Source organism: Cellulomonas sp. P4_H4 (assembly GCF_056400865.1).
Genome location: NZ_JBFUKL010000004.1, coordinates 160,595 through 187,588, shown reverse-complemented (window position 1 = coordinate 187,588; position 26,994 = coordinate 160,595). Strand labels below are relative to the sequence as shown.

General features: G+C 71.2%; 20 protein-coding genes. 16 read left to right on the top strand and 4 right to left on the bottom strand.

Going from position 1 to position 26,994, the window contains the following annotated elements:
• Nucleotides 1-7: 7 nt before the first annotated feature.
• Nucleotides 8-163, bottom strand: coding sequence for a hypothetical protein (locus AC1DPN_RS14040; RefSeq protein WP_477085381.1), 156 nt, complete (start codon nt 161-163; stop codon nt 8-10).
• Between the two features lie 121 nt (nt 164-284).
• Here AC1DPN_RS14040 and AC1DPN_RS14035 point away from each other — a divergent pair, with 121 nt between their 5' ends.
• The 4 genes from AC1DPN_RS14035 (at nt 285) to AC1DPN_RS14020 (ending at nt 3,167) form a co-directional block, all read left to right on the top strand.
• Nucleotides 285-1,607, top strand: a complete 1,323-nt coding sequence (locus AC1DPN_RS14035; RefSeq protein WP_477085380.1) for an FAD-binding oxidoreductase — start codon at nt 285-287, stop codon at nt 1,605-1,607.
• 71 nt (nt 1,608-1,678) lie between these two features.
• A complete protein-coding gene (locus AC1DPN_RS14030; protein WP_477085379.1) occupies nt 1,679-2,119 on the top strand; it encodes a DUF1579 family protein in 441 nt (146 codons plus the stop codon).
• 79 nt (nt 2,120-2,198) lie between these two features.
• The gene (locus AC1DPN_RS14025) at nt 2,199-2,585 is read left to right on the top strand and encodes a hypothetical protein (RefSeq protein ID WP_477085378.1); all 387 of its coding nucleotides are present in this window, start codon (nt 2,199-2,201) and stop codon (nt 2,583-2,585) included.
• A gap of 9 nt (nt 2,586-2,594) precedes the next feature.
• Complete coding sequence (locus AC1DPN_RS14020; protein WP_477085377.1) at nt 2,595-3,167, top strand: dienelactone hydrolase family protein; 573 nt, start codon at nt 2,595-2,597, stop codon at nt 3,165-3,167.
• 11 nt (nt 3,168-3,178) lie between these two features.
• Here the strand turns inward: AC1DPN_RS14020 and AC1DPN_RS14015 are convergent, their stop codons facing one another.
• Nucleotides 3,179-5,326, bottom strand: coding sequence for an amylo-alpha-1,6-glucosidase (locus AC1DPN_RS14015; protein ID WP_477085376.1), 2,148 nt, complete (start codon nt 5,324-5,326; stop codon nt 3,179-3,181).
• 5 nt (nt 5,327-5,331) lie between these two features.
• Complete coding sequence (locus AC1DPN_RS14010) at nt 5,332-6,474, bottom strand: glycosyltransferase family 4 protein (RefSeq protein WP_477085375.1); 1,143 nt, start codon at nt 6,472-6,474, stop codon at nt 5,332-5,334.
• Between the two features lie 254 nt (nt 6,475-6,728).
• Here AC1DPN_RS14010 and AC1DPN_RS14005 point away from each other — a divergent pair, with 254 nt between their 5' ends.
• The 12 genes from AC1DPN_RS14005 to AC1DPN_RS13950 all read left to right on the top strand — a co-directional run bounded on the left by AC1DPN_RS14005 (nt 6,729) and on the right by AC1DPN_RS13950 (nt 23,556).
• On the top strand, nt 6,729-8,138 hold the full coding sequence (locus AC1DPN_RS14005) for a cytochrome ubiquinol oxidase subunit I (RefSeq protein ID WP_477085374.1): 1,410 nt from the start codon (nt 6,729-6,731) through the stop codon (nt 8,136-8,138).
• 25 nt (nt 8,139-8,163) lie between these two features.
• Nucleotides 8,164-9,219 (top strand): cytochrome d ubiquinol oxidase subunit II, encoded by a 1,056-nt coding sequence (gene cydB, locus AC1DPN_RS14000; protein WP_477085373.1) that lies wholly within the window; start codon nt 8,164-8,166, stop codon nt 9,217-9,219.
• Nucleotides 9,216-9,983 carry a glucose 1-dehydrogenase gene (locus tag AC1DPN_RS13995; protein WP_477085372.1) on the top strand — a complete coding sequence of 256 codons (768 nt, stop codon included), beginning with the start codon at nt 9,216-9,218 and terminating at the stop codon, nt 9,981-9,983. Before cydB ends, AC1DPN_RS13995 begins: the two co-directional genes overlap by 4 nt.
• A 10-nt stretch (nt 9,984-9,993) precedes the next feature.
• On the top strand, nt 9,994-11,547 hold the full coding sequence (locus AC1DPN_RS13990) for a GMC family oxidoreductase (RefSeq protein WP_477085371.1): 1,554 nt from the start codon (nt 9,994-9,996) through the stop codon (nt 11,545-11,547).
• Nucleotides 11,548-11,570: 23 nt separating this feature from the next.
• On the top strand, nt 11,571-13,439 hold the full coding sequence (locus AC1DPN_RS13985; RefSeq protein WP_477085370.1) for a glycoside hydrolase family 15 protein: 1,869 nt from the start codon (nt 11,571-11,573) through the stop codon (nt 13,437-13,439).
• Nucleotides 13,436-14,749, top strand: coding sequence for an NAD(P)/FAD-dependent oxidoreductase (locus AC1DPN_RS13980; RefSeq protein WP_477085369.1), 1,314 nt, complete (start codon nt 13,436-13,438; stop codon nt 14,747-14,749). Before AC1DPN_RS13985 ends, AC1DPN_RS13980 begins: the two co-directional genes overlap by 4 nt.
• A gap of 146 nt (nt 14,750-14,895) precedes the next feature.
• Nucleotides 14,896-17,028 (top strand): winged helix-turn-helix domain-containing protein, encoded by a 2,133-nt coding sequence (locus AC1DPN_RS13975; protein ID WP_477085368.1) that lies wholly within the window; start codon nt 14,896-14,898, stop codon nt 17,026-17,028.
• Between the two features lie 561 nt (nt 17,029-17,589).
• Complete coding sequence (locus AC1DPN_RS13970; RefSeq protein ID WP_477085367.1) at nt 17,590-18,894, top strand: alpha/beta fold hydrolase; 1,305 nt, start codon at nt 17,590-17,592, stop codon at nt 18,892-18,894.
• A 10-nt stretch (nt 18,895-18,904) separates the two neighbouring features.
• Nucleotides 18,905-20,326, top strand: coding sequence for a hypothetical protein (locus AC1DPN_RS13965; protein ID WP_477085366.1), 1,422 nt, complete (start codon nt 18,905-18,907; stop codon nt 20,324-20,326).
• The gene (locus AC1DPN_RS13960) at nt 20,323-21,621 is read left to right on the top strand and encodes a CHAT domain-containing protein (protein ID WP_477085365.1); all 1,299 of its coding nucleotides are present in this window, start codon (nt 20,323-20,325) and stop codon (nt 21,619-21,621) included. Before AC1DPN_RS13965 ends, AC1DPN_RS13960 begins: the two co-directional genes overlap by 4 nt.
• Nucleotides 21,618-23,000: a hypothetical protein gene (locus AC1DPN_RS13955; RefSeq protein WP_477085364.1), complete on the top strand. Its 1,383-nt coding sequence runs from the start codon at nt 21,618-21,620 to the stop codon at nt 22,998-23,000. The genes AC1DPN_RS13960 and AC1DPN_RS13955 overlap by 4 nt, the downstream gene beginning before the upstream one ends.
• 145 nt (nt 23,001-23,145) lie before the next feature.
• Nucleotides 23,146-23,556, top strand: a complete 411-nt coding sequence (locus AC1DPN_RS13950; protein WP_477085363.1) for a hypothetical protein — start codon at nt 23,146-23,148, stop codon at nt 23,554-23,556.
• Between the two features lie 58 nt (nt 23,557-23,614).
• On the opposite strand, the gene AC1DPN_RS13945 is transcribed toward AC1DPN_RS13950, so the two are convergent.
• On the bottom strand, nt 23,615-26,941 hold the full coding sequence (locus AC1DPN_RS13945) for a S8 family serine peptidase (protein ID WP_477085362.1): 3,327 nt from the start codon (nt 26,939-26,941) through the stop codon (nt 23,615-23,617).
• Nucleotides 26,942-26,994 lie beyond the last annotated feature (53 nt).

Genomic DNA, 26,994 nt, shown 5'->3' with positions numbered 1-26,994 from the left:
GTGCCTGTCAGGCGTCGGCGACGTCCTCGCCCTCGGCCGGCTCGCTGGCGTGCCGACGTGCGTCGGTCGGCTCGGCAGTCGACGACGCGGCAGCCCCCTCGGCAGGCTCGGTCGCGTGCGCCCGGGTCTCGTCGTCAGGGAGCGGCGGGGTGTCGGTGCTCATCTTCTCTGCCTCCTCGTCGTGCGGTGCCTGGTCCTCTCGACCGTACGCCCGTGGCGCGCTCCTGCACGGTGGCCGGTCAGGACCCTTGGCAGACCAGCCCGGCGGACGCCAGAGTCGTGACATGACGACGGCCGGATCACTGCCCGCCACGTTCGAGGGCGACGTGCTCGTCCCTGGCTCCCCCGACTACGACGTCGCGCGGGCAGTCTGGAACGGCGCCGTCGACCGACGGCCTGCGTACGTCGTGCGGTGCGCCGGCACCGACGACGTACGCTCCGCGGTCCGGGTCGCGCGCGACCTCGGTCTACCACTCGGCGTGCGGGGTGGCGGGCACAGCGCGGCGGGATGGGCGGTACCCGATGGCGGGCTCATGATCGACCTCTCCCGGATGCGGGGTGTCGACGTCGACCCGGAGGCCCGAACGGCTCAGGTGCAGGGCGGGGCACTGCTCGGGTCGCTCGACGCGGCCACGCAGCCGTACGGGCTCGCGACGACGGCCGGGATCGTCTCGCACACGGGCATCGGCGGGCTGGCGCTGGGTGGTGGCGTCGGCTGGCTCGGCCGGCAGGTCGGCCTGACCTGCGACAACGCGCTCGCGTACGAGGTGGTGACCGCCGAGGGTGAGCTCGTCCGCGCGACAGCCGACGAGCACCCCGACCTCTTCTGGGGACTGCGGGGCGGTGGCGGCAACTTCGGCGTGGTGACGCGCTTCGATCTCACGCTGCACGACGTCGGCACGCAGGCGCTGGTCGCCGAGGTGGATCTCGACCCGGAGCGTGGTCTCGACGCGCTCCGGACCTGGCTGGCGAGGTCCGACGACGCACCCAGGCGCGCGACGCTCTTCGCCGAGGTGCTCGCTGGAGGTCTGCTGACGCTCGGGTTCGTCTGGGTCGGCGCACCCGACGACGCGGCGCCGCTGCTCTCGGAGCTCGACGGTCTCGGTACCGTCCTGGCCCGACGCGTCACACCGATCAGCTACCTCGACCTGCAGCGACAGTCCGACGTCGGCTCGGCGCACGGTTTCCGTCGCTACGCGAAGAGCCACTACGTCCGGGAGCTGCCGGACGCGGCGCTCGAGGCGTTCCTCGCCCACACCGGCTCGGACGTGGGTGCCGCGAGCCTCATCGCCTACGGCGGTGCGATCGCGGACGTCGACCCGGGAGCGACGGCCTTCGCACACCGCGACGCGCGTTTCGAGTACGACGTCGGCGCCAAGTGGCAGGACCGGGCCGACGACGAGCGGATCGCGGCAACGTGCCGGGGGCTCGCCGCGACGATCGAGCCGTGGAGCGTCGGCGTGTACGTCAACGCACTCGGGACCGAGGGCGACGCGGGCGTGCACCGGGCGTACGGAGCCACCACCTACGCGCGTCTTCAGCAGGTCAAGTCGGTCTGGGACCCGGACAACGTCTTCCGGCTCAACCAGAACATCCCACCGCGCTGATCGACCACCTGCGTCACCGACCGTCGAGTCAGCAAGCGACCACCCACCGAGCTCGCTCGCTACATTCAGGTATGAGCGTCGTCGACCACCTCGCCCCGTTCTTCGGCACCTGGCACGGCACCAACAGGCTGCGCCTGATGCCCACCGACGACTACCGGTCCTCGGTCGCGACGGCCACGGTCGGCCTCACCGCGGCCCGCTTCGTCCCGATCGCCTACACGTGGTTCGACGGGGACGCTCCGCAGGACGGGCTCGTCCTGATCGGTGGAGGCTCCGACGACGCGGCCGCTGTGTGGGTGGACTCCTGGCACACGGGGCCGACGTGGATGAGCTTCACGGGCGTCGCGGACGGCGACGAGCTTCGGCTTCACGGGACGTATCCCGCTGAGGACGGCCTCGACTGGGGTTGGCAGATCCACGTCCGGCCCAGGGACGCGATCCTCACGATGCACAACATCGTGCCTGGTCACGAGCCGTACCAGGTCGTCGAGCTCGCACTGATGGCCGACTGAGAGACCGCGCTCCCGGTTGCGGACCCATCCGGACGGCTGTCCACTACACGGAGGGGGAACGATCGAAGGAGGCTCCACCATGGACACAACAGTTGTCTGGATCATCGTCGCCATCGTCGTCGTCGCCGCTGTCGTGGCGGCCATCGTGGTGCTCAGCGGGCGCGCGCGCCGAAGCGACGACGCGCAGCGCGCCCGAGCGCAGGAGATTCGCGAGCAGGCTGCCGCGGACCAGGTCGAGCTGCAGCGTCGCGAGGCCGAGGCGGCACGCCTCGACGCCCAGGCGCGGCTCGCGCAGGCCGAGGCGGACGCACGGGCGGCGGACGCCGCGGCGCTGCAGAACCAGGCGCGGGCGCACGCAGAAGACGTGAGCGGAGCACGGACCGAGCTCGACGAGCGACTGACCACCGCCGACCGGATCGACCCCGACGTCACCGTGGACGAGCAGAGCTCAGAGCCGCGGCGCTGACGGGCTCGTATGGCCGAGATCCTTCTCCTGCACCACGTGCTCGGGCTCACTGACGGCGTCCGCTCGCTCGCCGAGCGCTTCCGTGGTGCCGGACACACGGTGCACGCACCGGACCTCTTCGAGGGCCGGACGTTCGACGACCTCGCCGCCGGCATGGCACACGAGGAGGACGACATCGGCTGGGAGGGCATGAAGTCGAGGGTCCGGGACGCCGCTGCCGGCCTGCCGGCGGAGCTGGTGTACGTCGGGATCTCGATGGGCGTCGTGTACAGCCATCTCCTCGTGCGCACCCGGCCGGGCGCGCACGGGGCGGTCTTCCTCGAGTCCTGCACGAGTCCCGACGACTTCGACGGCTGGCCGGCGGGCGTATCGCTGCAGGTCCACGGTCACGCGGAGGACGAGTTCTTCGGCGCGGAGGCAGCGACGAACGCCCGAGCGCTCGTCGCTGCCGCTGGCGACGGCGACGTCTTCGTCTACCCGGGCAGCTCGCACCTGTTCGTCGACGACTCGCTGCCGACCTACGACGCCGAGCAGACCGACGTGGTCGTCGAGAGGATCCTCGCGTTCTCGCCCCTCGTGTGAGGCACGGACCGCTACCTACGTCCGGTGCTCGGATCCAGGTCGTGCCGCAGCGGCCGCGGAGACCTCGACAGGGTCAGGCCTGCGGGGAGGTCCGCGATGTCCGCCTCGTTGTCGGGTGCGACGTCGAACCCCACCCGGGCGCCCGCGAGCGGCACGTTGTCGACGCGCACCCGGCCGAAGCCGGGCGGCAGGGCGGGCGCCAACCAGACCGTCTTGTGCGGCAGGCACGGGTCGTACCGCAGCAGCGTCCGCAGGAGCAGGAGCGGCGTCGTCGTCGCCCACGCCTGCGGCGAGCATGACGTCGGGTACGGGACCGGCCCATCGGGATACTCGTCGCGCCCGAAGCCGCAGAAGAGCTCCGGAAGCCGACCTCCGAACCGTTCGGCCGCCTCGAGGAGCCCGACGGCGATGCGCTGGGAATGCTCGACGAACCCGTAGCGCATGAGGCCGGCGGCGATCAGGGCGTTGTCGTGGGGCCACACCGACCCGTTGTGATAGCTCGCAGGGTTGTACGCGCCCATGTCCGAGGCGAGCGTCCGCACGCCCCACCCCGTGAACATCGGGGGCGCCAGCAGCCGGTCGGCGACCGCCTCAGCCTTGTCCTCGTCGACGATCCCGGTCCACAGGCAGTGCCCGATGTTCGAGGCGGACGCATCGACGGGCCGCTTGTCGCGGTCGAGCGCGAGCGCGAACAGCCCTCGGTCAGGGAGCCAGAACCGCCGGTTGAACTGCTCCTTCAGCGCGGCGGCACGATCGCGCCACTCCTGCGCGAGCCGGTCGTCGCCGTGGTGCCGCGCGAGCAGGGCGCGCGCGACGTACGCGGCGTACACGTATCCCTGCACCTCGCACAGTGCAATCGGGGCGCGCGGCAGGGATCCGTCCGCGAACGTGATCCCGTCCCAGGAGTCCTTCCAGCCCTGGTTCGCCAGGCCGCCGGCGTGCAGCCGCTCGTACTCGACGAAGCCGTCCCCGTCGCGGTCGCCGTGATCGGTGACCCAGGCCAGGGCGCGGTCGACGTGCGGCATCAGGGCTGCCAGGTCGTCGTCCGCGAAGCCCCAGCGGCACAGCTCCCCGACGAGACACACGAAGAGAGGTGTCGCGTCGGCGGTCCCGTAGTACACACCGCCTCCGCCGAGCGCGAGGCCCGTGTCGACGCCGAGCCGGACCTCGTGCAGGATCCGTCCTGGCTGCTCCTCGGTCAGCGGGTCCACCTTCGCGCCCTGGTAGTGCGCGAGCGTCTGGAGCGTGCCGAGTGCGAGCGACTGGTCGACCGGCAGCGCCATGAACGACGCGAGCAACGAGTCGCGGCCGAACAGCGCCATGAACCACGGCGCGCCCGCAGCGACCGCCGTGCGCTCGGGATGCGCCGGGTCGGTGATACGCAGCGCACCGAGGTCGGTCTGGCTCCGTTCGAGGATGCGCTGGAGGGACTCGTCGTCCACGGCGACGATGGGCGCATGATCCCGCCAAGCGCGGTAGCGACGCGACGGGCCTGAGTCCTCCAACGGCTCCCCCACCGGAAAGCTGCTCTCCACGCGCGCACCGTCGACGACCGGGTGTGCGATGACGTTGCCCGACCAGGTCCCGTGCGCCGGCACGGTCCCGCGGAAGGTGATCCCGCTGACGTCGGCCTCGCCAGCGTCGGACGTGATGACCACGCCGCGTCGGTGACCGTGCCACTCCGCCTCGAGCGCGAGCTCGCGCCCGTCGACCCGCGCGCTGTGGTCCCACACCCGTCTGACCCGCCCGTCCTTCACCTCGAACAGGTCCGCGAAGTCCGCAGCGATCCGCACCGTGAGCACGAAGGTCACCGCTGCGCGCCCGTAGTTGCGCACCAGCACGTCCTCGCGCAGGCCCGTGGCCACCCGTCGCTGACGCTCGACGAGGAGCTCGGTGTCGTCGAGCCCGTGCCTCGGGTTCCGGCCGACGAAGATCGCACGGAACGGCTCGGGTGTCATGACCGCGAGCGCCTCGAGCGGCCGGTCGTCGAGCAGGACCTGCCACGACGAGATGATGCGCGTGTCCTCGAAGAAGACCCCGTGCGGTCGGCGAGGGTCGATGTTTCCGTCGATCCCCGACAGGCAGAACGAGGAGCCCTCGAAGAGGGTGACGGCGCCGGGCGCGCCCAGCTGGGCCATGGTCTCGTCGGAGGTCGACATGGCGACTACCGAGCGCGGCGCGCGGCGCGCCCTGTCCCGCCAACCGTGACGGCACCACCGCTCGCGACGGCGCTGGACAGCTGCGCGACGGGGGCCGACCACGCCACGGATGATGGCAGCATCGACGTGGTTCCGGCGGCCACCTGGGAGTACAGGCGGATGTGGTCGTCCACCATGCGGCGCGTCGAGAAGCGCTCCCGCGCCGCCGCTCGGCAGGCGTCCCTGTCGAGCGAACCCGCCTCGTGGAGCGCGCTCGCCAGCTCGCGCTCGGTGCACCGCAGGAAGCCGGTGACTCCGTCGTCCACGATCTCGGGTGCGGCACCGGCCGGTGTCGCAACCACCGGGGTCCCGCACGCGAGCGCCTCGATCATCACGAGCCCGAACGGCTCAGGCCATTGCATGGGGTTGAGCAGCGCGGTCGAGCCGCCGATGAGCTCGAGCTTGTCCCGTTCGCCGAGCTCCCCCACGTACTCGATGTCGCGGGACAGCAGTGGCTCGACCTCGTGCTCGAAGTACTCGTGCTCGCGGGGCTCCCTGAGCTTGGCGGCGATCTTCAACGGCATCCCGGCCGCGCGTGCGATGAGCGCCGCCTCGCGCGGTCCCTTCTCGGCACACATCCGACCGACGAAGCTCACGTACCCGCCGTCACCGGCTCCGACGGGGACCCGCTCGACGTCGAGCCCGTGATGGATCACGGCGGCGACGGGTATGCCGTGCGCCGTCGAGGCCTGGTGGTGCGAGATCGCGATGATCGCGACGCCACGCATCGCTTCGTAGAGCGGTGAGAGTGCCGCATTGAAGGGTCCGTGGTTCGTCGTGACGATCGGCGGAGTCCCGTGCCCGTGCTCGAGCAGCGGCCCGGCGAGCGTGTGGTCGTGGACGAGGTCGAGATCGCTCATCGCCGCATAGCCGGCCAGGACGTGGGCGAGCTCGGAGACCGCGTCGCCGGTCAGGGGGCGGTCGAGTGGAGCCGGGGCCGTCCCCGGAACTCGAGGTACCGGGCACTCGCTGTTGGCCGCGGCCGCGAGCAGAACCTCGTGGCCCGCGTCCTGCAGGCCACGGGCCAGACGGTCGATCACCGACTCGGTTCCGCCGTAGGCGGGCGGCGGGACGGGAACCCAGGGCGGGGCGATGATTCCGATGCGCATGTGTCGTCGATGTCCTTCGGCGGGCGGGGAGCGCCACGCCTCGACGCGAGGTCCAAGGTACGCCAGGCGTCCTCGGCTCGCGCGCCGACTCCTCCCCTCTTCGCGCCGCAGTGCGCGCAGGCACAGCGAGCCGCGCCGCGCCGCCCCTTTCATCCCGACGGGATGATGCTGAGCGCTGTCGCCGGTGCGACGCTCGGACCGCGACGTCGTCTTGGTTCCGTCGCCGCAGCCGCGCCGTACCTCTGGGAGGACGGGTGTCCGATCTCGACCTTGCCCGTCTGCAGTTCGCGTCAACGAGCATCTACCACTTCCTCTTCGTCCCGATCACGATCGGGCTGGGCTTCCTCGTCGCCGTGCTGCACACGATGTGGTACCGATCGGGCAACCCTGACCACAAGCGGCTGACGAAGTTCTTCGGCACGCTGCTGCTGATCAACGTCGCCGTGGGTGTGGTGACGGGCCTCATCCAGGAGTTCCAGTTCGGCATGAACTGGTCGGCCTACTCCCGGTACGTCGGTGATGTCTTCGGGGCACCGCTGGCGATGGAGGGGCTCGCGGCGTTCTTCCTCGAGTCGACGTTCATCGGGCTGTGGGTGTTCGGCTGGAACGTGCTGCCCCGCCGTGTTCACCTGCTGACGGTGTGGCTCGTCGCGGCCGGAGCGGCAGGCTCGGCGGCGTTCATCATGGCCGCGAACTCGTGGATGCAGCACCCCGTGGGGTACACGGTCGACCCGGAGACCGGACGGCCCGAGCTGTCCGACATCGGCGCGGTGATGACGAACCCGGTGTTCCTCTGGGGCTACGCGCACGTGCTGACCGCGTCCCTGGTCACCGGTGCGTTCCTGATGCTGGGCGTGTCGGCCTGGTACCTGCGCCGGGGACACCACCAGGAGGTGTTCACGCGCTCGGCCAAGGTCTCTCTCGCAGTCCTGGTGCCGTCGATCTTCCTCGCGCTGGGCGTCGGCAGCCACCTCGGTGTCATCGAGGCGACGTACCAGCCGATGAAGATCTCCGCCGCCGAGGGGCAGTGGGAGACGTGCCAGCCCTGCTCGTTCTCGGCGTTCCAGATCGGCGGCGGCAACAACGACCAGACCCCCACCAAGATCATCGAGATCCCGCACCTTCTCTCGATCCTGGCGACCGGTACGTGGGACGGCGAGGTGGAGGGCCTCAACGAGCTGAACGCGCAGTACCAGGAGGAGTACGGCCCGGGGAACTACGTGCCGAACGTCTTCGTCCAATACTGGTCGATGCGCGTCATGGCGTACCTGGGCTCCCTCGCCGCGCTCGTCGCGCTGTGGGGGCTGTGGCTGATCTGGCGCCGACGACTGCCGACGGCGCGCGTGTTCCTCTTCGTCGCGACGTGGGCCGTCGCCACGCCCTTCCTCATGAACACGGCCGGCTGGATGCTCACCGAGAACGGCCGCCAGCCGTGGATCGTCCAGGGCCTGATGAAGACGTCCGACGGGGTCTCACCGTCAGTCGGCTCCACCGAGCTGGTCATCAGCCTCGTCGTCTTCTACGGCGCCTTCCTCATCCTCGGCGCCGTCAACGTCTACCTGATGATGCGGTTCGCGCGCCGCGGGCTCGAGCTGGAGCCCGACGAACCCGAGCCCACGGACAACGACGGCGGGCAGCCGCGCGTCCCCGCGCTGACCTTCTGATCCTGAGATTGGAGTACGAGCCTCGATGACCTTGCCGACGCTGTGGTTCCTGATCGTCGCCGTGCTCTGGACGGGCTTCTTCGTGCTGGAGGGGTTCGACTTCGGCGTCGGCATGCTGCACAAGGTGGTCGGGCGCAACGACACCGAGCAGCGCGTCGCGATCAACTCGATCGGGCCGTTCTGGGACGGCAACGAGGTGTGGCTGATCGTCGGTGCCGCGGCGATCTTCGCGGCCTTCCCCAGCTGGTACGCCACGTGGTTCTCGGCGATGTACCTCCCGCTGGTGCTGCTGCTCGTCGCGCTGATCGCCCGCGGGGTCTCGTTCGAGTTCCGGGGGCGCATGGAGGCCACCCGCTGGCGGCAGACGTGGTCGTGGAGCCTCACGATCGGCAGCGCCCTGTGCCCGCTGCTCCTCGGCGTGGCGCTCGGCAACCTGCTGGCCGGGATGCCCGTCGACTCCTCCGAGGAGTTCACGGGGACCGTGGCCGACACGGTCACGGGCTACGGCCTGCTGGTCGGCTTCACCCTGCTCGCCCTCTGCGTCCTGCACGGCGCCACGTTCCTCGCGCTGCGCACCGAGGGCGACGTGCGACGCCGCGCGCACCGCGCCGCCGCCGTCGCGCACGTCCCGGCCGCCGTGCTCCTGCTCGGGCTCGCCGTCTGGACGCCGTCGGTGTCCGACGCCCCCGCGCTCCGTGGCGTGGTGCCGCCGGTGCTCGCGGTCGTGGCCGTCCTGGCCGCCGCCGTCCTGCTGCGCGCGCACCGCGAGGGCTGGGCGTTCACCGCGACGGCCGTCGGGATCGCGCTGACCGTCGTGACCCTGTTCGCGAACCTCTACCCGAACGTCCTGGTCTCCAGCACCTCGGCGAGCGACAGCCTCACCGTCCTGAGCACCGCGTCGGGGCAGTACGCGCTCCAGGTCATGACGGTCGTCGCCCTGGTCCTCCTGCCCGTGGTGCTGATCTACCAGGGCTGGTCGTACGTCGTCTTCCGTCGGCGGGTCAGCGGCCCGCCGACCGCCGCACCACCGGACCCGACTACGGGTCCGTCCGCACCCCTCGACGAAGGAGCACTCAGATGAGCCTGCAGGGAAAGGTGGCGGTCGTCACCGGCGGCAACAGCGGCATCGGCAAGGCCGTGGTGCTCGCGCTGGCCCGAGCCGGCGCGAACATCGTGATCGACTACGTGGCCCACCCCGAGGCGACCGAAGAGCTCGAGAGGCAGGTCCACGCCCTGGGTGACCAGGCGATCGGGGTCGACGCCGACGTGAGCAAGGTCGCGGACCTCGAGATGCTCGTGGCGCGCACGGTGGAGGCGTTCGGGCGCCTCGACATCATGGTGAACAACGCCGGCATCGAGACGCGCACGTCGGTCCTCGACACCACCGAGGAGCAGTACCAGCGCGTGATGGACATCAACCTCAAGAGCGCGTTCTTCGGCACCCAGATCGCCGCCAAGCAGATGATCAAGCAGGGCACCGGCGGCCGGATCATCAACATGACCTCGGTGCACGAGGACTGGCCCATGCCAGGGAACACCGCCTACTGCCTGTCCAAGGGCGGCATGCGGATGCTCACCCGGACGGCAGGCGTCGAGCTCGGGCCACAGGGCGTGCAGGTCGTCGGCGTCGGACCCGGGGCGGTCGCCACGCCCATCAACACCTCGACGATGAACGACCCCGAGAAGATGAAGACGCTCGACGCGGCGATCCCGCTGGGCAGGATGGCCGAGCCGGAGGAGATCGCCAGCCTGGTCGCGTTCCTCGCCGGCGACGGCGCCTCCTACATCACCGCCACGACGGTCTTCGCCGACGGCGGCATCATGCACAGCAGCCCGGGCCTGTGAGGACGACGCCATGACCGAGCACTACGACGTCGTCATCGTCGGTTCGGGCGCGGGCGGCGGGACCCTCGCACACCGTCTCGCTCCGTCCGGGAAGAAGATCCTCATCCTCGAGCGCGGCGACTGGCTCCCGCGCGAGCTGGAGAACTGGGACGCGACGGAAGTGTTCGTCAAGAACCGTTACGTCTCCAAGGACACCTGGTACGACCACGAGGGCAGGTCGTTCCAGCCGCAGGTGCACTACAACGTGGGCGGCGCGACCAAGTTCTACGGCGCCGCGCTCTACCGGCTGCGGGAGAAGGACTTCTCGGACCTGCAGCACCACGGTGGTCTCTCGCCCGCCTGGCCGGTCGGGTACGACGAGTTCGAGCCGTACTACACCCAGGCGGAGGACCTGTACCAGGTGCACGGCGCGCGGGGCGAGGACCCCACCGAGCCGCCGTCGACCGGCCCCTACCCCCATCCGCCGGTCTCGCACGAGCCGCGCATCCAGAAGCTGTTCGACGACATGAAGGCGATCGGTCTGCACCCGTTCCACGCCCCGTCCGGCATCATGCTGAACGAGGCGGACCCGGCGTACAGCCCCTGCATCCGTACCGCGACGTGCGACGGGTTCGCGTGCCTCCTGCACGCCAAGTCCGACGCAGAGGTCATCGCGGTGCGGCCCGCCGTGGAGCACGCCAACGTCACGCTGGTCCGCAACGCCGAGGTGCGCAGGCTCGAGACCGACGACTCGGGGCACACGGTGACGTCGGTCGTTGCGGACGTCGACGGGGTCGAGCAGCGGTTCTCGGGCGATGTCGTCGTCGTGTCGGCTGGGGCCGCCAACTCGGCGAAGCTGCTGCTCGCGAGCGCCAACGACCAGCACCCGAACGGGCTCGCGAACGGATCCGACCAGGTCGGCCGGCACTACATGTTCCACAACAGCCGGGCGTTCCTCGCGATCTCTCTGGAGCGCAACGACACCCGCTTCCAGAAGACCCTGGGCATGAACGACTACTACTTCGGCGACGAGGCGTTCGCGTTCCCGATGGGCAACGTGCAGATGGTCGGCAAGTCGTCCGCGCCGATGTACCGCGGCGAGAAGCCTGTGGAGGCTCGCTTCGCGCCGATGTTCGCGCTCGAGGAGGTAGCCGAGCACGCGGTCGACTTCTGGCTCTCCGCCGAGGACCTGCCCGATCCCGACAACCGCGTGACGCTCGGCAACCACGGCAACGTCGTCCTCACGTACACGCCCAACAACAGGCGCGCACTCGACGAGCTCTACAGCCGCGTGAAGGGCAACCTCGGGCACCTCGGCATGCACGCGCACCACCTGGTACCCCGCGACGTGTACATGAAGAACGACATCCCGGTCGCGGGCTGCGCGCACCAGGCCGGCACGGTCCGGTTCGGCGCCGATCCCGCGACGTCGGTGCTCGACCGCGACTGCCGCACGCACGAGGTCGACAACCTCTACGTCGTCGACACGAGCTTCTTCCCGAGCATCGGCGCGGTGAACCCCGCACTGACGGCGATGGCGAACGCCCTGCGCGTCGGGGACCACCTGCTCGCCCGCCTCGCCTGAGACCACCCCACCAGGAGGACTCCATGGACTCGAACAGCCCCGCGTCGCCCTTCCCGCCGATCGCGGAGTACGCGTTCCTCTCGGACTGCCACACGGGCGCCCTCGTCGCGCCGGACGGATCGGTCGACTGGCTGTGCGCGCCGCGGTTCGACAGTCCGAGCGTGTTCGGCAGCCTGCTCGACCGCGGCGCCGGCTACTTCCGGTTCGCTCCGTACGGCATCAACGTGCCCACGTCGCGCGCCTACGACCCCGGCACCAACGTGCTCGTCACCACCTGGCACACGCCGTCGGGGTGGGTCGAGGTGCGCGACGCGCTCGTCATGGCCAGGCATGACGGTCCCGACGAGACGACGCCGCACACCCGCCCGCCCGCCGACTACGACGCCGAGCACCTCCTTGTCCGGACCGCGACGTGCCTCGAGGGGGCTGTCCGGATGGAGCTCGTGTGCGACCCCGCGTTCGACTACGGCCGGACGCGGGAGCCCTGGTCGCTCGACGCGCCCGGGGGGCACACGGCCGACATCAGCGGAGCCGGCCTCACGATGCGTCTGAGCACCGACCTCGCGCTGGGCGTCGAGGGCGACGCGGTCCGGGGCAGGCACGAGCTCGCCGCGGGCGAGACCGTCTTCTGCTCGCTGTCGTGGGCCACCTCACTGGCAGGACCGACCGACGCGGACGACGCCGTGGCGCGGATCGCGTCGACGCGCGACTTCTGGCGCCGCTGGCTGAGCAGGGCCTTGATGCCCGACCACCGCCTGCGGCCCTACGTCGAGCGCTCCGCGCTGGTGATCAAAGGCCTGACCTACATGCCGACCGGCGCCACGGTCGCAGCCCTGACGACCTCGCTGCCCGAGACGCCGGGCGGCGAGCGCAACTGGGACTACCGGTACACGTGGATGCGCGACTCGACGTTCACGCTCCAGGCGCTGCACTACCTGCGGCTCGACTGGGAGGCCGACGAGTTCATGCAGTTCGTCGCGGACGTCGAGCCCAACGAGGACGGCGCCCTGCAGATCATGTACGGCATCGACGGCCGACGCGACCTCACCGAGACGACACGCGACGAGCTCACCGGGTACCAGGGGGCGCGGCCCGTCCGGCTCGGCAACGGGGCGTTCGACCAGAAGCAGAACGACGTCTTCGGCTCGGTGCTCGACTCGATCCTGCTGCACACCCGACGCAGCGAACGCCTGCCCGCGCGGCTGTGGCCCATCGTCAAGGCGCAGGCGCAGTGCGCGGCCGCGATCTGGCAGCAGCCCGACCAGGGCATCTGGGAGGCCCGCGGCAAGCCGCAGCACTACGTCTCGTCGAAGATCATGTGCTGGGTCGCCATGGATCGCGCCGCGCAGCTGGCCGGGATACGCGGCGAGCCCGAGCTGGAGGCGAGCTGGGCCGCCACCGCCGCCGAGATCAAGGCCGACATCCTCGAGCACGGGGTGAGCGACCGTGGAGTGCTCCGCCAGCACTACGAGACGGACGCCCTCGACGCCTCGACGCTGCTCGCGGCGCACTTCGGTCTGCTGCCGGGCACGGACAAGCGGCTCCACGCGAGCGTCCTCGCCATTGCCGACGAGCTCTCCGAGAACGGCTTCGTCCTGCGCTACAAGACGGACGAGACCGACGACGGGATGTCGGGCAAGGAGGGCACGTTCATCATCTGCTCGTTCTGGCTGGTCTCGGCCCTCATGGTCGTCGGCGAGAACCAGCGTGCGCTCGACCTGATGGAGCGCCTCCTGCGGATCGCCTCGCCGTTCGGCCTCTACGCCGAGGAGTTCGAGGTGGACGCGGCACGGCACCTGGGCAACATCCCGCAGGCGTTCTCGCACCTGGCACTCATCGAGGCCGCGGCACGGATCATCCTCGCCGAACGCGTCCAGGAGATGTCGCTGTGACGGACGCGCTGGTGCTCGGTGGAGGGCTCGCGGGTGTCGCGGCGGCCCAGACCCTCGGCGAGGCCGGCATCCGCACGACGCTCGTCGACCGCACCGACTACCACCAGTTCCAGCCGCTGCTCTACCAGGTGGCCACGTCGCAGCTGCCCGCCGAAGACGTTGCGCGCCCGCTGCGCACGATCTTCGCCGACGTGCCCAGCGTCGACGTCGTGGTCCAGGGCGTGGCGTCCGCCTCGCTCGCGGACCGCACGCTCGTGCTCGACGACGGCCGGCAGCTGTCAGCCGATCACGTCGTGTTCGCCGCGGGCGCCCGCCCGAACTTCTTCGGCGTCCCTGGTGCCCGCGAGCACGCGTTCCCGCTCTACTCGGTGGTCGACGCCGAGCGGTTGCGACGGCACCACCGGGCGCTGGTCGTCGAGGAGGCCGTCGCGGGCAGCGGCGGTCCGCACGCGCGCGACGTCGTCGTGGTCGGCGGCGGGCCGACGGGGGTCGAGGTCTCAGGCGCCCTCGCCGAGCTCGTCGCAGCTCTCAAGGCGCAGGGCATGGTGCCCGACGACGTGCAGGTGCACCTCGTCGACCGCGGGCACGCGTTGCTCGGCCAGTTCAGCTCGCGGGCGCAGGAGTACGCGCACCGCCACCTCGTCAAGGACGGCGTCGACATCCGGCTCGGCACGGGGGTCGCAGCGGTGCACGCCGACCGGGTCGACCTCGACGACGGGACGACCCTGCCGACGCGGACCGTCATCTGGGCGGGCGGTGAGTCGGCCTCGGCCATCGCTCAGGACGCGGGGCCCGCGACGGGACGTGGCGGGCGCATCGACGTCCGGCCGGACCTGGGGGTCGACGGCTTCCCCGGGGTGTGGGCCGTCGGCGACGTCGCGAACATCCCCTCCGGACCGGAGGCAGGGGCCCCCACGTTGCCGCAGCTCGGCTCGGTCGCCCAGCAGTCCGGACGGTGGGCGGCCCAGAACATCCTGCGTTCGACGCAGGGCGACGCGCTCGCCCCCTTCCACTACAAGGACAAGGGCATCATGGCGATGATCGGCCGCAACGCCGCGGTCGCGGAGGTGGGAGCGCACCGTCATGAGGTCGACGGGCCGCTCGCGTTCGCCGCCTGGCTCGGGGTCCACGCGATGCTGCTCAGCGGGGTGCACAGTCGCACGGACGCGTTCCTGAGCTGGGCGTGGGACTACTTCGAACGGGACCACGCGGCGACCGTCGAGTCGCACGACGCACCACGCAGGATCGCCTGGGGCGACGACTCCGACGACGTGCCCCACATCGACCTGGACGCGCCGACGCGAGACTGACGGGTGCGCCGACAGCCGCGACCCGAGGGGTTGCGGTCCCCGTGGTGCCGGACGGTAGCGTGGCGCCGGTGGGGGAACGTCACGATTCGTCCGTTTCGCCCGTCGGGGCGAACGCGCCGACGACCCTGAGCGAGACGGGGCCGGTCGTGGTCCGTCGCCATCGCTCAAGCGTCGGCCTGCTCCAGCGCGGTCACCTCGTCGACCTCGTGGCGGGCTCGCCTGCACGGGTCGTCGCGATCGTCGCCGGGCCGGGATACGGCAAGTCGACGCTCCTGGACCAGTGGGCCGACCAGCTCGCTAGTGCGGCCGTCTGGCACGCGTGCACCGATGGGGACAACGACCCGGCGGTCCTGCTGTCCGCCCTGGGCGACGCTGCGGGCGCGGAGCCGGGCATCGTCACCGTCGCGGGTCTCGTCGCGGCACTCCGTAGGCAGCCCTCGCGCACGCTGCTGCTCGACGACCTGCAGGCGATCACCCGGGCCGGAAGCCTCAACGTGCTTACCGACGTCATCGACCGTCTGCCTGACGCCTGGCGCGTCGGCTTCGCTTCCCGTGCCCGGCCTCGGCTCCCGATCGCCCGGTTGCGTGCGGCCGGCGAGCTGCTGGAGATCGGCGTCAGCGAGCTGTGCCTGCTCCCCGACGAGGAGGCCGAGGTGCTCGGCCGTTCGGGCGTGCGCCTCTCCCCCACGGCGGCGACGGCTCTGCACGACCACACCGAAGGCTGGCCGGTCGGCGTGCGGCTCGCCGGCATGGCGCTCCGAGCTCAGGGCGGGCACAACGACGAGTCCCTCACGTTCACCGGTGACGACCGGTTCATGCGCGAGTACCTGCTCACCGAGGTTCTCGGGGGCGTCCGGGTACGCGAGAACGCGCTCCTGGTCCGCTGCTCGATCCTCGGCGACCTGTCGGGTCCGGTCTGCGACGCCGTCCTGCGCTCGCACGCCTCCGGCACGGCTCTCGAGCACCTCGAGACGCACGGCGTGATCCAGGCGGTCGACCGGGACGGAGAGAGGTACCGCTGCCATCCCCTGCTCCACGAGCTCCTCGTCGCCGAGCTGCACCGCAAGGAACCCGCACTCGTCCCCGAGCTCCACCGCCGGGCCGCCCGCTGGTACGAGGACGCCCACCTGCCGGAGCAGGCGATCGAGCACGCACATCGGGGAGGCGACCACGAGGAGCTCGCCCGGCTGGTGCTCGAGTGGGCGCAACCCACATGGCGGAGCGGGCGAATCGACACCGTCCAGCAGTGGATGTCCTGGCTCGAGGAGGCGAGCGACATCGACGTCTTCCCGGCGGTCGCTGCTCACGCATCGCTCATCTTCGGCCTGCTCGGTGAGGTGGCCGGCGCGCAGCGGTGGTCGGCGATGGCGCACACGGCCTCCGGCTCCGGCGCTCTGCCCGACGGTGGCACCGTCGAGGGAACCGTCGCCTATCTGAGGGCGATCGAGGCGCGCGACGGGACGGTGCAGATGCGGGTCGACGCGCGCGCCGCCCGCGCCGGGCTGCCGTCGGCGAGCCCGTTCCGTGCCGCGATGTTCCACACCGAGGGTCTCGCCTACCTGCTCGAGGGTGACCTCGACCGCGCGGACGACCTCTTCGTCGAGGCGATCGAGTCCGCCGAGCTGGCGCGTGCCGAGCCCGTCGTCGCCATGGACCTGTGCGAGCGTGCTGCGGTCGCGGTCGAGCGCGGCGACTGGGACGCCGCCGTGGCGTCCGTCCGCCGCGCCTCGACGATCGTGGCCGACGGCGGCTACGAGTCGTACTGGACCAGCGCGCTGGTGCACGCCTGGGCGGGCCGCACCGCGGTCCACCTCGGGCTGCGGACCGAGGCCGTCCAGCACACCCGCAACGCCCTCGCACTGCGTCCTCTGCTCACTCATGCGATCCCCGTGGTCTCGACGCAGGCGCTCCTGACCACCGCGCAGGCCTCGTTGGGTCTCGGCGACCTCCATGCAGCTTCCGCGACCGTGCGGCAGGCGCAGGAGATCATGCGTCGACGACCCGGCCTGGGTGACCTGCCGGACCGGGTCGCGGCGCTCGGCGCGACCGTGCACGAGGCCACGTTCGGGGGCCACTCCGACAAGCTGACGCCCGCCGAGGTCCGGCTCATGCCGCTGCTCGCGACGCACCTCACGTTCCCCCTGATCGCCGAGCGCCTGGGCGTCTCCCGCAACACCGTGAAGACGCAGGCGATCTCGAGCTACCGCAAGCTGGGCGTCTCGTCACGGAGCGAGGCAGTCGCACGTTGGGAGCTGCTCGACGGCACCGCGGGCTCGTAGATCCCCGCCCCGGCCGGGCCACCGCAGGACGAGATGGGAAGGCGGGCGCTCGTGAGCGAGGCGAACACCGGTGCGCCGTCCGCGTCGCTGGGCGATCGCCTGGCACCTGGCACCCCTGAGCGCCGTCTGCGTCGCGGTGCTCGCCCAGGTCCTGATGCGCGACCGGATCGTGCTCGGTCCCCTGCTGCTGGTGCCGGTCATCGAGATCGCGCTCGCCGTCGCGATCGTCGATCACCAACCTCGTCGCGTTCTCACCGACCGACGCGATGCCGCTGACCCGGACCGCGAAGATGCTGATGGCGTGGCAGTCGATCGTCTCGCTCGCCACCGTCGCCGTCGTGCTGGCCCGTGCGGTCAACATCCTCACCTGAGGAACACTTCGTCCTTGCCACTGCCGATCCTGGCCACTATCGCTCTCTGAGCCGGCCTGGAACCCCGGACTTCGTCCTTGCCACGGGCGGTGGCCGGTGCCACGGTGAGGACAAAGTGGTATGTACCGGACCTTCCGAGGTCCGAGGTTCGGCGCGATCACTTGGCGTGACCCGTGGGGGGAACGGTCCGATGAACGATCCGCGTGGGGTGATCCCGGTCGATCTGGGGAGCGGGCGCACAGGACGCCTGTACCTGGTCCGGTTCGACAAGCACGGGACCTCGACGAGTCCCGAGAATCTCGCAGCGTTCCTCGCGGAAGCCTCGAGCGCGCACGACGCCTTCGTGTTCTCCCACGGGTGGAACAACGACTACGACATCGCGGTGGGTGCGTACAAGCAGTTCATCGCCGGATACGTCCGCGAGGCCCCGTGCGCGAGCACTCCAGCACTCCTGGGCGTGATCTGGCCTGCGACGACGTTCGTCTTCCCGTGGGAGTCAGGCCCGGTCATCGCGGCCGCGCCGCCGCCGACACCTCAGGAGGCACTCGTCGACCTGGTCGACGACGACGCCACGCGCGACCAGCTCGCACCGCTGCTCGGCGACGGCACGCACGAGGTCGACCTCGCGGCGTCGGCCGAGGCCGCCAAGCTCGTGGCCTCCGTCGAGGAGTACTTCGGCGACGAGGCCGACGGCTCGACCCCGGTCGGGGCGCAGGTCGAAGACCTGTGGCGTGCCCTCGGCGCCCAGGCCGCCCGCCCGTCGGGGGACGACGAACGCTGGGGCACCGCGGGTGCCGGGAAGCAGGCCGGACCAGCCGCCGCGGCCCTCACCCTGGACCCCCGAGTCCTCATCCGGATGATGTCCGTCTGGAAGATGAAGGCCCGCGCAGGCGTCATCGGCGCCCGGGGCGTCGGCCCCATCCTGCGCCGGCTGCTGAGCGGGCAGGACGGCCCCCGGGTGCACCTGACCGGACACTCGTTCGGAGCCCGTGTGGTGCTGTCGGCCATCTCCTACGGTGCCGACGCACCCGAACGGGCTGCACGGTCGATCCTGCTGCTGCAACCAGCGGTCAACCGCTGGTGCTTCGCACCCGACCTCAGCGCGGGCATGCCACAGGCCTCGGGGCCCGGCGGATACGCGCCGGCGCTCTCACGCGTCGAGCTTCCCGTCCTGACCACCTACTCGGATCGCGACATCCCGCTGCACGAGGTGTTCCACCGGGTCATGGGGGTGGCGCACTTCGGTGAGCCGGCCATCGCCGGCGGCACGAACACCTTCGGCGCGCTCGGCGGGTACGGCCCGAACGAGGGGCTCGGTCCGCTCGCCGTCCAGGTGAAGCCGGGCGCCACCTACCCGCTCGCCGGCGGCGGGCCGGTCCGCATCGTCGCGCTGAACGGCGGGCGGGACGCGGCAGGTCACGCGGCGATCTCCGGGCACGGCGCCGTGAACAACCCGACGATGTGGCACGCGCTGCGCTGCCTGGTCGGCGCCTGAGGGGTGCGACATGTCGATGCAGATCATCCAGCAGTGGCGGTTGGCGGTGCTGCGCGTCGAGCTCGACGTGTCACGTCGAGAACCGGCCGTCGTCGCCACCTTCCTGTCGCACCCGTCCGCCCGCCGTGAGGAGCAGTGGAGCCGCAGGGACTCGCTGCGTGACTACGGCCTCGGCTCGGGCGGAGCGAGCTCGCGGGTGCCCGACGCGGTCGTCAGAGGCGTGGCCGACGCCCTCGCCCACGAGGGCGAGCAGCTCACGGCCCTCTGGCTTCGCATCGTCCCTCCGAGCGGGTTCCTCGGCGCCGTCCCCTGGGAGCGCGGGCTCGCTCCCCTCGGCCGGCCCGTGCTGCGCGTCCCGGACCGGCTGCCGGTCGGCACCAAGCCGCAGGACAGCTGGACCATCGCCGCCGCGATCAACGCGGACCGCGATCAGCGCTGGGGTGCCGAGCACGTGCGCACCCTCGTCGCGGCGCTCGCGCACTTCCCCCTCCCTGTGCTCGTCCACGTCTTCCCGGACGCGGGCACGTTCTCGCTCATGTCCGCCGACGTCATCAGCGCGGGCAACGCGTCGGTCGTCGTCCACGACCCGCGCGCCGCACGAAGGGCGCCACGGACGGTCGCACGGTCGCACCTGTCGGCGACGAGCTACGTCTCGACCTACCGGACCCCCGCCCAGGTCTGGGCCGACTGGATCGTGACCGGCATGGGGGGCCGCGCGGCGAACGCTCTGCACCTGGCGAGCACGGCACACATCGACGTCGACATCCCGCTGCTCACGATGGCCGAGGACCCAGCCGTCCCGAGCGACCTCAGCTCGTGCGGCTTCGCCAGCGAGGACCAGGTCCAGATCCTGGCCGACGCGGTCGGCGCATCGACGCTTGCCTTCGCCTCCCCACCAGGCAACCCGTCTGACGTGGCCACGCGCCTCCTTGCAGACCAGGCGGGCGGGCGACGCCCCGGACCGACGCTCTACTGCGATCTCGGAGACGTGGACAGTGCGATCGGACCGGCCGAGCACTCGCTCGTCGAGACCTACGCATTACTCGCCCGCCCCGACCGGTCGGAGAGCAGGTTGCCGACCGACCCGCGCCTCTTCGCCTACCTCCAGCCGGCCGACATCCAGGCGCTCCTGGCCGATCCGCTCGGCGCCCACGTCCACGACCTCGCCACCGACGTCGGGTACGACGTGGAGCCGCCGCCCGTGCTGGCGGACCTCACGGAGGGGACCTTCCTCGCCACGACGCCTACCGCCGACGACACGCAGTGGCTCGCGTCGTCGGCACGGTTCGTCGACTCGCAGGTCGCCGACCTGCTGGCGTCGGCATCCAGCAGCTCGTCCGAGCTCCCCTCGTCGGCGTACGACGCGGGCGCCGCGGCGGCGGTCCGCGACCTCAACGCGCTCCTGGCGCAGTACGGGGGCGAGGAGAAATGACCAGAACGATCGTGGGCTTCGAGCCGCTCGGGACGGACACCGTCCTCAAGCTGGAGGACTTCCCGCAGGACATCCCGGGCATCGGCGACAACGCCACGGTGGACGTCACCCCGCTCGCAGCGGGCAACGCGAAGGTGCGCGGCCTGGAGCTCCTCACCCGGCTCCGGACCAACGCCACCGTCATCGCGGGGCTCGACCAGATCCTGACGCTGCCGACGACGTCGGCGCCCGCACCGCTGTACTTCCACCTGGTGTCCCGGGCGGCCGATGAGCTGCCGTGGGAGGAGCTGTACGTCGAGCAGCACGGGTTCTGCGCGCTCGACCGACGGTGGCCCGTCGCGCGGATCGGACGCCGCCACCGCGACCTTCGGCCACGCGTCTACGACGCTCCGCTGCACATCGTCGCGGTGATCTCCGCTGCTCGGCAGTCGGGCGTCGGACAGCTGCAGGCGATCCTGGCGAGCCTCGCCGAGGCCGACCCGATCGCCATGGGCGTCACGTTGCACGTCATCTCCGGGGAGCAGGCCGTCCTCGACCTGGCCGACGGCCCACAGGCGGACGGCGTCAAGGTCTCGTCCGAGAAGATCGCGGGCACGTCGCCGGCGGTCGTCCGCCAGATCGCGGCCGCGCGTCCGGACGTCCTGCACCTGCTCTGCCACGGCGGTGTCGTCGACACCGCGCGCACGCTCGCGTTCGCCACGGTGGGTGACTTCGCGGCCGACGAGCACGAGACGGGCTCGGTCCAGCTCTTCGTCAAGGACCTCGTCGACGCCGTCAGCACGTGCGATCCGTGGCTGATCGTGCTGGCGGCGTGCGAGACCGCCGCGGCGAGCGACGGAACGGCGATGGCGCACGATCTCGTGATCGAGCCGGGGATCCCGGCCGTCATCGGCATGCGACGGCTCGTCGACCTGACCGCGGTCGAGCGGTTCTGCGCGGCCTTCTACCCGGAGGCGCTCTCGCTCGTGCGGGCCACGGTCGACGGCGACGGCGACGCCGAGCGGACGCTCGACTGGGCCGCCGCCCTGACCGCTCCCCGCGTGGTGCTCGGCTCCCCCGACCCGGTGCTGGGTGACTCGTGGTCCGACCCGGTCCTCTACGTGCAGGACGACAACCTGCGCATCGCGATCCCGCCGAAGCAGCTTCCCGTCGACACGTACGAGTCGCTGCGAGGGCAGCTGGACACCTGGGAGAAGTACCTGGCGTCCCAGGACCTCAGCGCGATCAGCCCCGCCGTCCTGTCGGAGGTCACGGACCGGATAGTGAAGCTCCGCGCCGAGCTGTCCCAGCCGTGACGCTCCCGGAGCGCATCTCGATCGACGCCTGGACCGGTGAGTCGGTCGCGGAGGGAGCGGTCACCGCCGACGCGGCGCGATGGGGTGCGCGCAAGGCCGGCATCTCGAGGTCGCAGGCGGTCCTGCCGTTCGGGCTGCCGGCCGACCAGCGGCACTGGTGGGAGCCCGACGTCGGGTACGGGATCCTCCTTCGGGACCCCGAGGACCCGGCGTTGTCCGACGCCGACCGTGCGGCGGCGGTCGACGCCGAGCAGCCGGTCCGGGACCTCAGGGCCAAGCGGCCCGGGACCGAGATCCTGCGCTGGTCGCCTGTGCCTCAGCTCCAGCCGGGCTACCTTCGCCGGTACGACGACCAAGGTGCTCAGGACTCGCTCGTCGGGAACACGCAGTTCGGCGTCGGCCCCAACCGGCTCCCCCGCTACATCCTGATCGTCGGCGGGCCCGACGTGATCCCGTGGAGCGTCCAGTACGACCTCTCCGTCCGGCACTTCGTCGGGCGGCTGCCGCTGACCGGCGACGCGCTCGCCCACTACGTCGCTGCTCTCGTCGAGGAGTGGGCTCCCTGGCCGGTGACCCGCGACAGCCCTCTGATCTGGACTGTCGACCACGGCGGTGGCGACATCACCTCGGAGATGCGCCGGACGCTCACGGACCCGCTCTTCCGCGCCATGGACGGGACCCTCGACGGCGTCCGGCACCTCGTCGACGCGGAGGCGACGGGAGCGAACCTGCTCACCGCGCTCGACGAGCGCGCGCCCGCCCTCGTCGTGACCAGCAGCCACGGGCTGACGGGACCGCTGAACGCGCCCACGCAGATGGTGGCGCAGCTCGGTCTCCCGGTCGATGCGTCCTACAGCGCCGTCGGCGTCGACGACCTCGTCGCGCACGTGCCGGCCGGAGCCATCTGGTACGCCCAGGCCTGCTGCTCCGCCGGCTCCGACGGTCAGAGTCAGTACGAGGGACTCCTCGATCCCGGCAGCACGCCCAGCGCCGTGGTGACGGCGATCGCCGGCGCCGGACCGACCGTGTCCCCTGCACCGCTCGGTCTGCTCGGCAGGACCGACCCGGTGAGAGCCGTCGTCGCGCACGTCGAGCCGACGTTCGACTGGACTCTGCGGACGCCGCACGGCCAGGGACTCGGGCACGACGTCGTCGCCGCACTCACGAGCAACCTCTTCGCCGACGGTCAGCCGCTCGGCATGGCGCTCGCCGGCTACCGGGAGGCGGTCGGTGTGCTGAACACGGACTGGACCCGCCTGCGCACCCAGCTGGACAACGGCGACACCGAGGTTCTCGACAGCATGACGTGGCTGCGCCTCACCGCCCTCGACCGCCAGGCGCTCGTGCTCCTGGGTGACCCGACGGTCACGCTCCCGTAGGAGCTCAAGGCTTCCGTTGCCTCAGGTGGTTCGGAGCCCCGCGCCCCGCGCGACATACCGCAGCCGCACACCACACACAGGACCTTCGGCCCTGGCTATCCGGCTCCCCCCGGTATGCACTTGTCGGGTCCAGGAGGAGGTCGCGATGCCCACGGAGACGCACAGCCGATCCGTGATTCGCGCGCCCGGAGCGAGCGCCGAGCTGAGGCTCGACCAGACGCGCCGCGTCCAGATCACCGTCCACTCCGAGAGTGGGCTCCCGGCGGCACGTGCCACTGCCGGCCTCGTACGTCAGGCGGTCCTCGACGCCTCGACGCACGGGGTCGAGACCATCCAGATCTCGCTCGACGTGTCGACCCCGGCCTGCGGGATCGTGCTCGGCGAGCTGCAGCGGCTCGCTGCCGAGGGGCTCGCGCCACCTCGGATGCGCCGTGCCGGCGGCACCGTCCTCGTCGACATCTCCCTCACCCCTCTGGGCGTCGACCGTCGCGGCGTCGCGACTCTCCCCCGCACCGACGCCGCACCCGCAGCCCTCGTCCATCCCCGGTCGAGCTAGACGCGCTGGGCGAGGGCTCGTCCGAGGGGCCCGGCGATGACGCCGGGCCCCTCGGGCGTCAGCGGGTGACCTTGATCGCTACCGGCGCGATCGAGGTCGTCCGGAGCAGCGGCGAGGTCAGCTGGGCCCTCAGCGTGTAATTGCCCCGCGTCACGCCCGTCGCCGAGTACCCGAAGGTCACCGAACCACCCGGCGTCGGGCCGGCCGTCGTGACGACGAACTGACCGCCGGCCACCGGCGTGATGTTCGCGCCGCTCGTGCCGTCCCGGTTCTCCGCGCCGGCCACCAGCGGCGAGGTGATCGTGCTCAGTGCGCCGTAGGCGAACGACACCCCCTCGGTCGCCCCGAGCTGGATCCAGATCTGGAACGAGTTCGGCGCTGACGTCCCGTACTCCCGGACCTGGTCGTAGTCGACGATCAGCCAGGTGTTCGTGCCGTCCGTCAGCGTGCCGACCCGGAGCGCACCGGGCAGACCGGCGCCCGGCGTCAGATCGAGGTCCGTCCAGTACGGCGCGATGACGTTGTTCGGACGCGTCGTGTTCGGGAACGTCTGCGGGTTGCAGCAGTCGTTGTCCTCGGCCGTCCCGCCCCCCACGACCACGTAGCCGTTGGAGTCGACGCCGATCCGGGTGTAGGTCTCGGAGCCGAACTTGAACGCCGGGACCGTGAAGTTGGTGATCGTCTCGTCACCCACGCCGGCGACCGGGGAGATCCCGAACGCCGACAGCGGCAGGTACCCGCCTCCCGGAGTCTCTCCGGGCATGATCGACGTGATGGTCGGCGCGAGGGACGCGCTCAGCGTCCCGCTCCAGACGGCGCCGAGCGTCGTCTTGCGCGCCGGTGCGGTCACCGAGGTGATGGGCAGACCCGCCAGCGACGAGACGGCGACCTTCGCCTGCGCCTCGACCGGCAGCGTGTTGGTCGCCGTGACCGTGCAGCTGGTCTTGGCACCGATCGCGATCGACACCGGTGCGCAGGTCTGCGCGAGCGTGATCGCCGCGTCACCGGTGTTGACGGCCACAGGCAGCACTGCTGCGTTGCCCCTGGTCGGCTTCACCGTGATCTGCCCCGTGTGCCAGCCGGCCGCCGTGGCCGTGCCGTCGACGAGGACCGACAGCTTCTGCCTGGCGTTGGCGGCCAGCGTGAACGTCGACGGAGAGACCACGATCTTCAGTCCGTCGGCTCCGGTCGCCGTCACCTTGAACGTCTGGGTAGCACCCGAGACGTTCTTCGCCGTGCGGATCGTCGTCACGGCGCCCGGGAGCGGGTTCACGGCGATGCTCGGCAGGTTGAGGTCGACCCGGTGCAGGGGGTCGGTCACGACGTCGTTGATGGCGTCCTTGCCGTACCCGAACGTCAGGGACGGAGCGACCGCACGGTCGGCGCGGATCGAGCCCGCACCGCGGTCGAAGACCCCGGCCGTGGTTCCGTCGGCGTTGACGACGGCCTGCAGAGAGGACGTCATGAGCGCCGACTTGACCTGCGCCGGGTTCCAGCCCGGGTGCGCCGCACGGACGAGCGTCGAGACACCGGCCGAGTGCGGGCTCGACATCGACGTCCCCGCGATCGCCTGGTAGAGCTGCCCCGGCAGGACGGCCGGGTCGGCGGGCGTCGGGGTGTTGCCGGCCAGCACCTGCACGCCGGGAGCGGTGACGTCCGGCTTCACGAAGTCACCGAGCGGGCCGCGAGAGCTGAATCCGGCCATCACGTCACCCTGGCTCGCGACGACCTTGCCCGTGGCCCACGTCGCCGTCACGCCCGGGTGCCCCGCGAGGAACGCGAGCAGGTCGGTGTTCGGACCCTCCAGGTGGATGGCCGGCAGGAAGTGGTTGTCCGTCTCGGTGTCGCTCGTCGTCGGGTTGTACAGGATGAAGCCGGCGGCGCCGCCCTGGGACGCGAAGAAGCCCTTCTCGACGCGACCGTTGGTGCCGCGCTCGCACACCACGACCTTGCCGGTCAGCGAGCCTGCGGCGAACGGGGCGAGGCACAGTGCCCCGCCCGTGTACCCCGGCACGGCGGAGGCGAGCACGACGGGTGTCGCGGTGACGCCCGTCGTGACGGTCGCACCGTCCTTGCTGTACGTCGCACCATCCGACGAGGTCAGCGTGAGGGTCGAGGAGAACGAGCGGTTCGACGTCGAGGCGCCGACCGTCGTGACCCACGGACCGGCGTGGTTGGCGGTGCCCGATCCGGGTCCTTCGTTGCCGGCGGAGGCGTTGACGCTGATGCCTGCGGCCGTGGCGTCGAGGAAGGCGAGCTCGACCGGGTCGGTGTAGGCGGAGACCCCGCCGCTGATCGAGAAGTTGATGACGTCGACCCCGTCGAGGATCGCCTGCTGGACGGCCGCGACCGAGTCGGACGAGTAGCAGCCCGTGGAGCAGACCTTGTAGGAGATGACCGACGCACCGGGTGCGATCCCGCTGACCGGGCCGCGGTCGGTGCCGAGCATCGGTGCGCTGGCGACGTAGCTGCCCGCGGCGGTCGTCGCCGTGTGGGTGCCGTGCCCGTCGGCGTCCCGAGCCGAGCAGCGGGCGAGCGTGACGCAGTACTCGCCAGATCCGACGGCGCCGACCGAGAGGGCTGTCGCGAGGAACGTGTACGCGCCCACGAGCTTGTTGTTGCAGGCGAAGGTCGCGCCGAGGTCGGCACCGCCGTCACCGAACTGGCACTTCCAGGGGCCGCCCGCGGGCTTGGGCAGCCCGACGTCCTTGAGCATCGGGTGCTCGGGCCAGATGCCCGAGTCGATGACGCCGACGATCAGCCCCTGGCCGGCGTGGTCACGCCCGCCGAGGGAGGGCCAGACCTTCTCGGCGCCGATGAAGGCGGAGGTGCCGTTCTGCGGCGCGGCCGCAGTCGAGGTCAGAACGGACGACGAGCCCGCTGTCGCGGCCACGTCCGTCTGGAGCTGGTTGACGGCGTCCACCTGGACGGCGGCGACCGACGGGATCACGAGGAGGTCCTTCGCGCGGTTCTCCGGCAGCGTCACTGCCAGCCCGCCGTACGCGACGTTGAACACCCCGGTCACGGTGGCGGAGGGCACGACGGCCTTGATCGCCTTGGCCGCCGCGGCTGCCTGCCCGTCGACGTGCTTGAGGTACGTCGACACACCCGGGTCGCTCTTGCGCAGCGCCTTGCCCGTGACCTCCGGGCTCGTCGCGGCGAGACCGTCGACGCCGCCCGCGTAGGCAGCAGCCGCGTCGTAGTCCAGCTTGACCATGATCGTCGTGGGTGCGGAGTCGGTGCTGGAGAGCAGCGTGGGGTCGCTCTGGGCGATCTTCGCGCTCGGCGCCTTGGCGGTCTCGATGGCGCGGCTGTCCGGGGCGACCGTGGCGGCGGTGAACTTGCCAGGGTCCGGCGGCGGTGCCGCCGCGAATGCAGGGGTCACGGCTGTGGCGGTCACCAAGACCGCCGTGGCACAGATGGTCAAGATCTGACGGT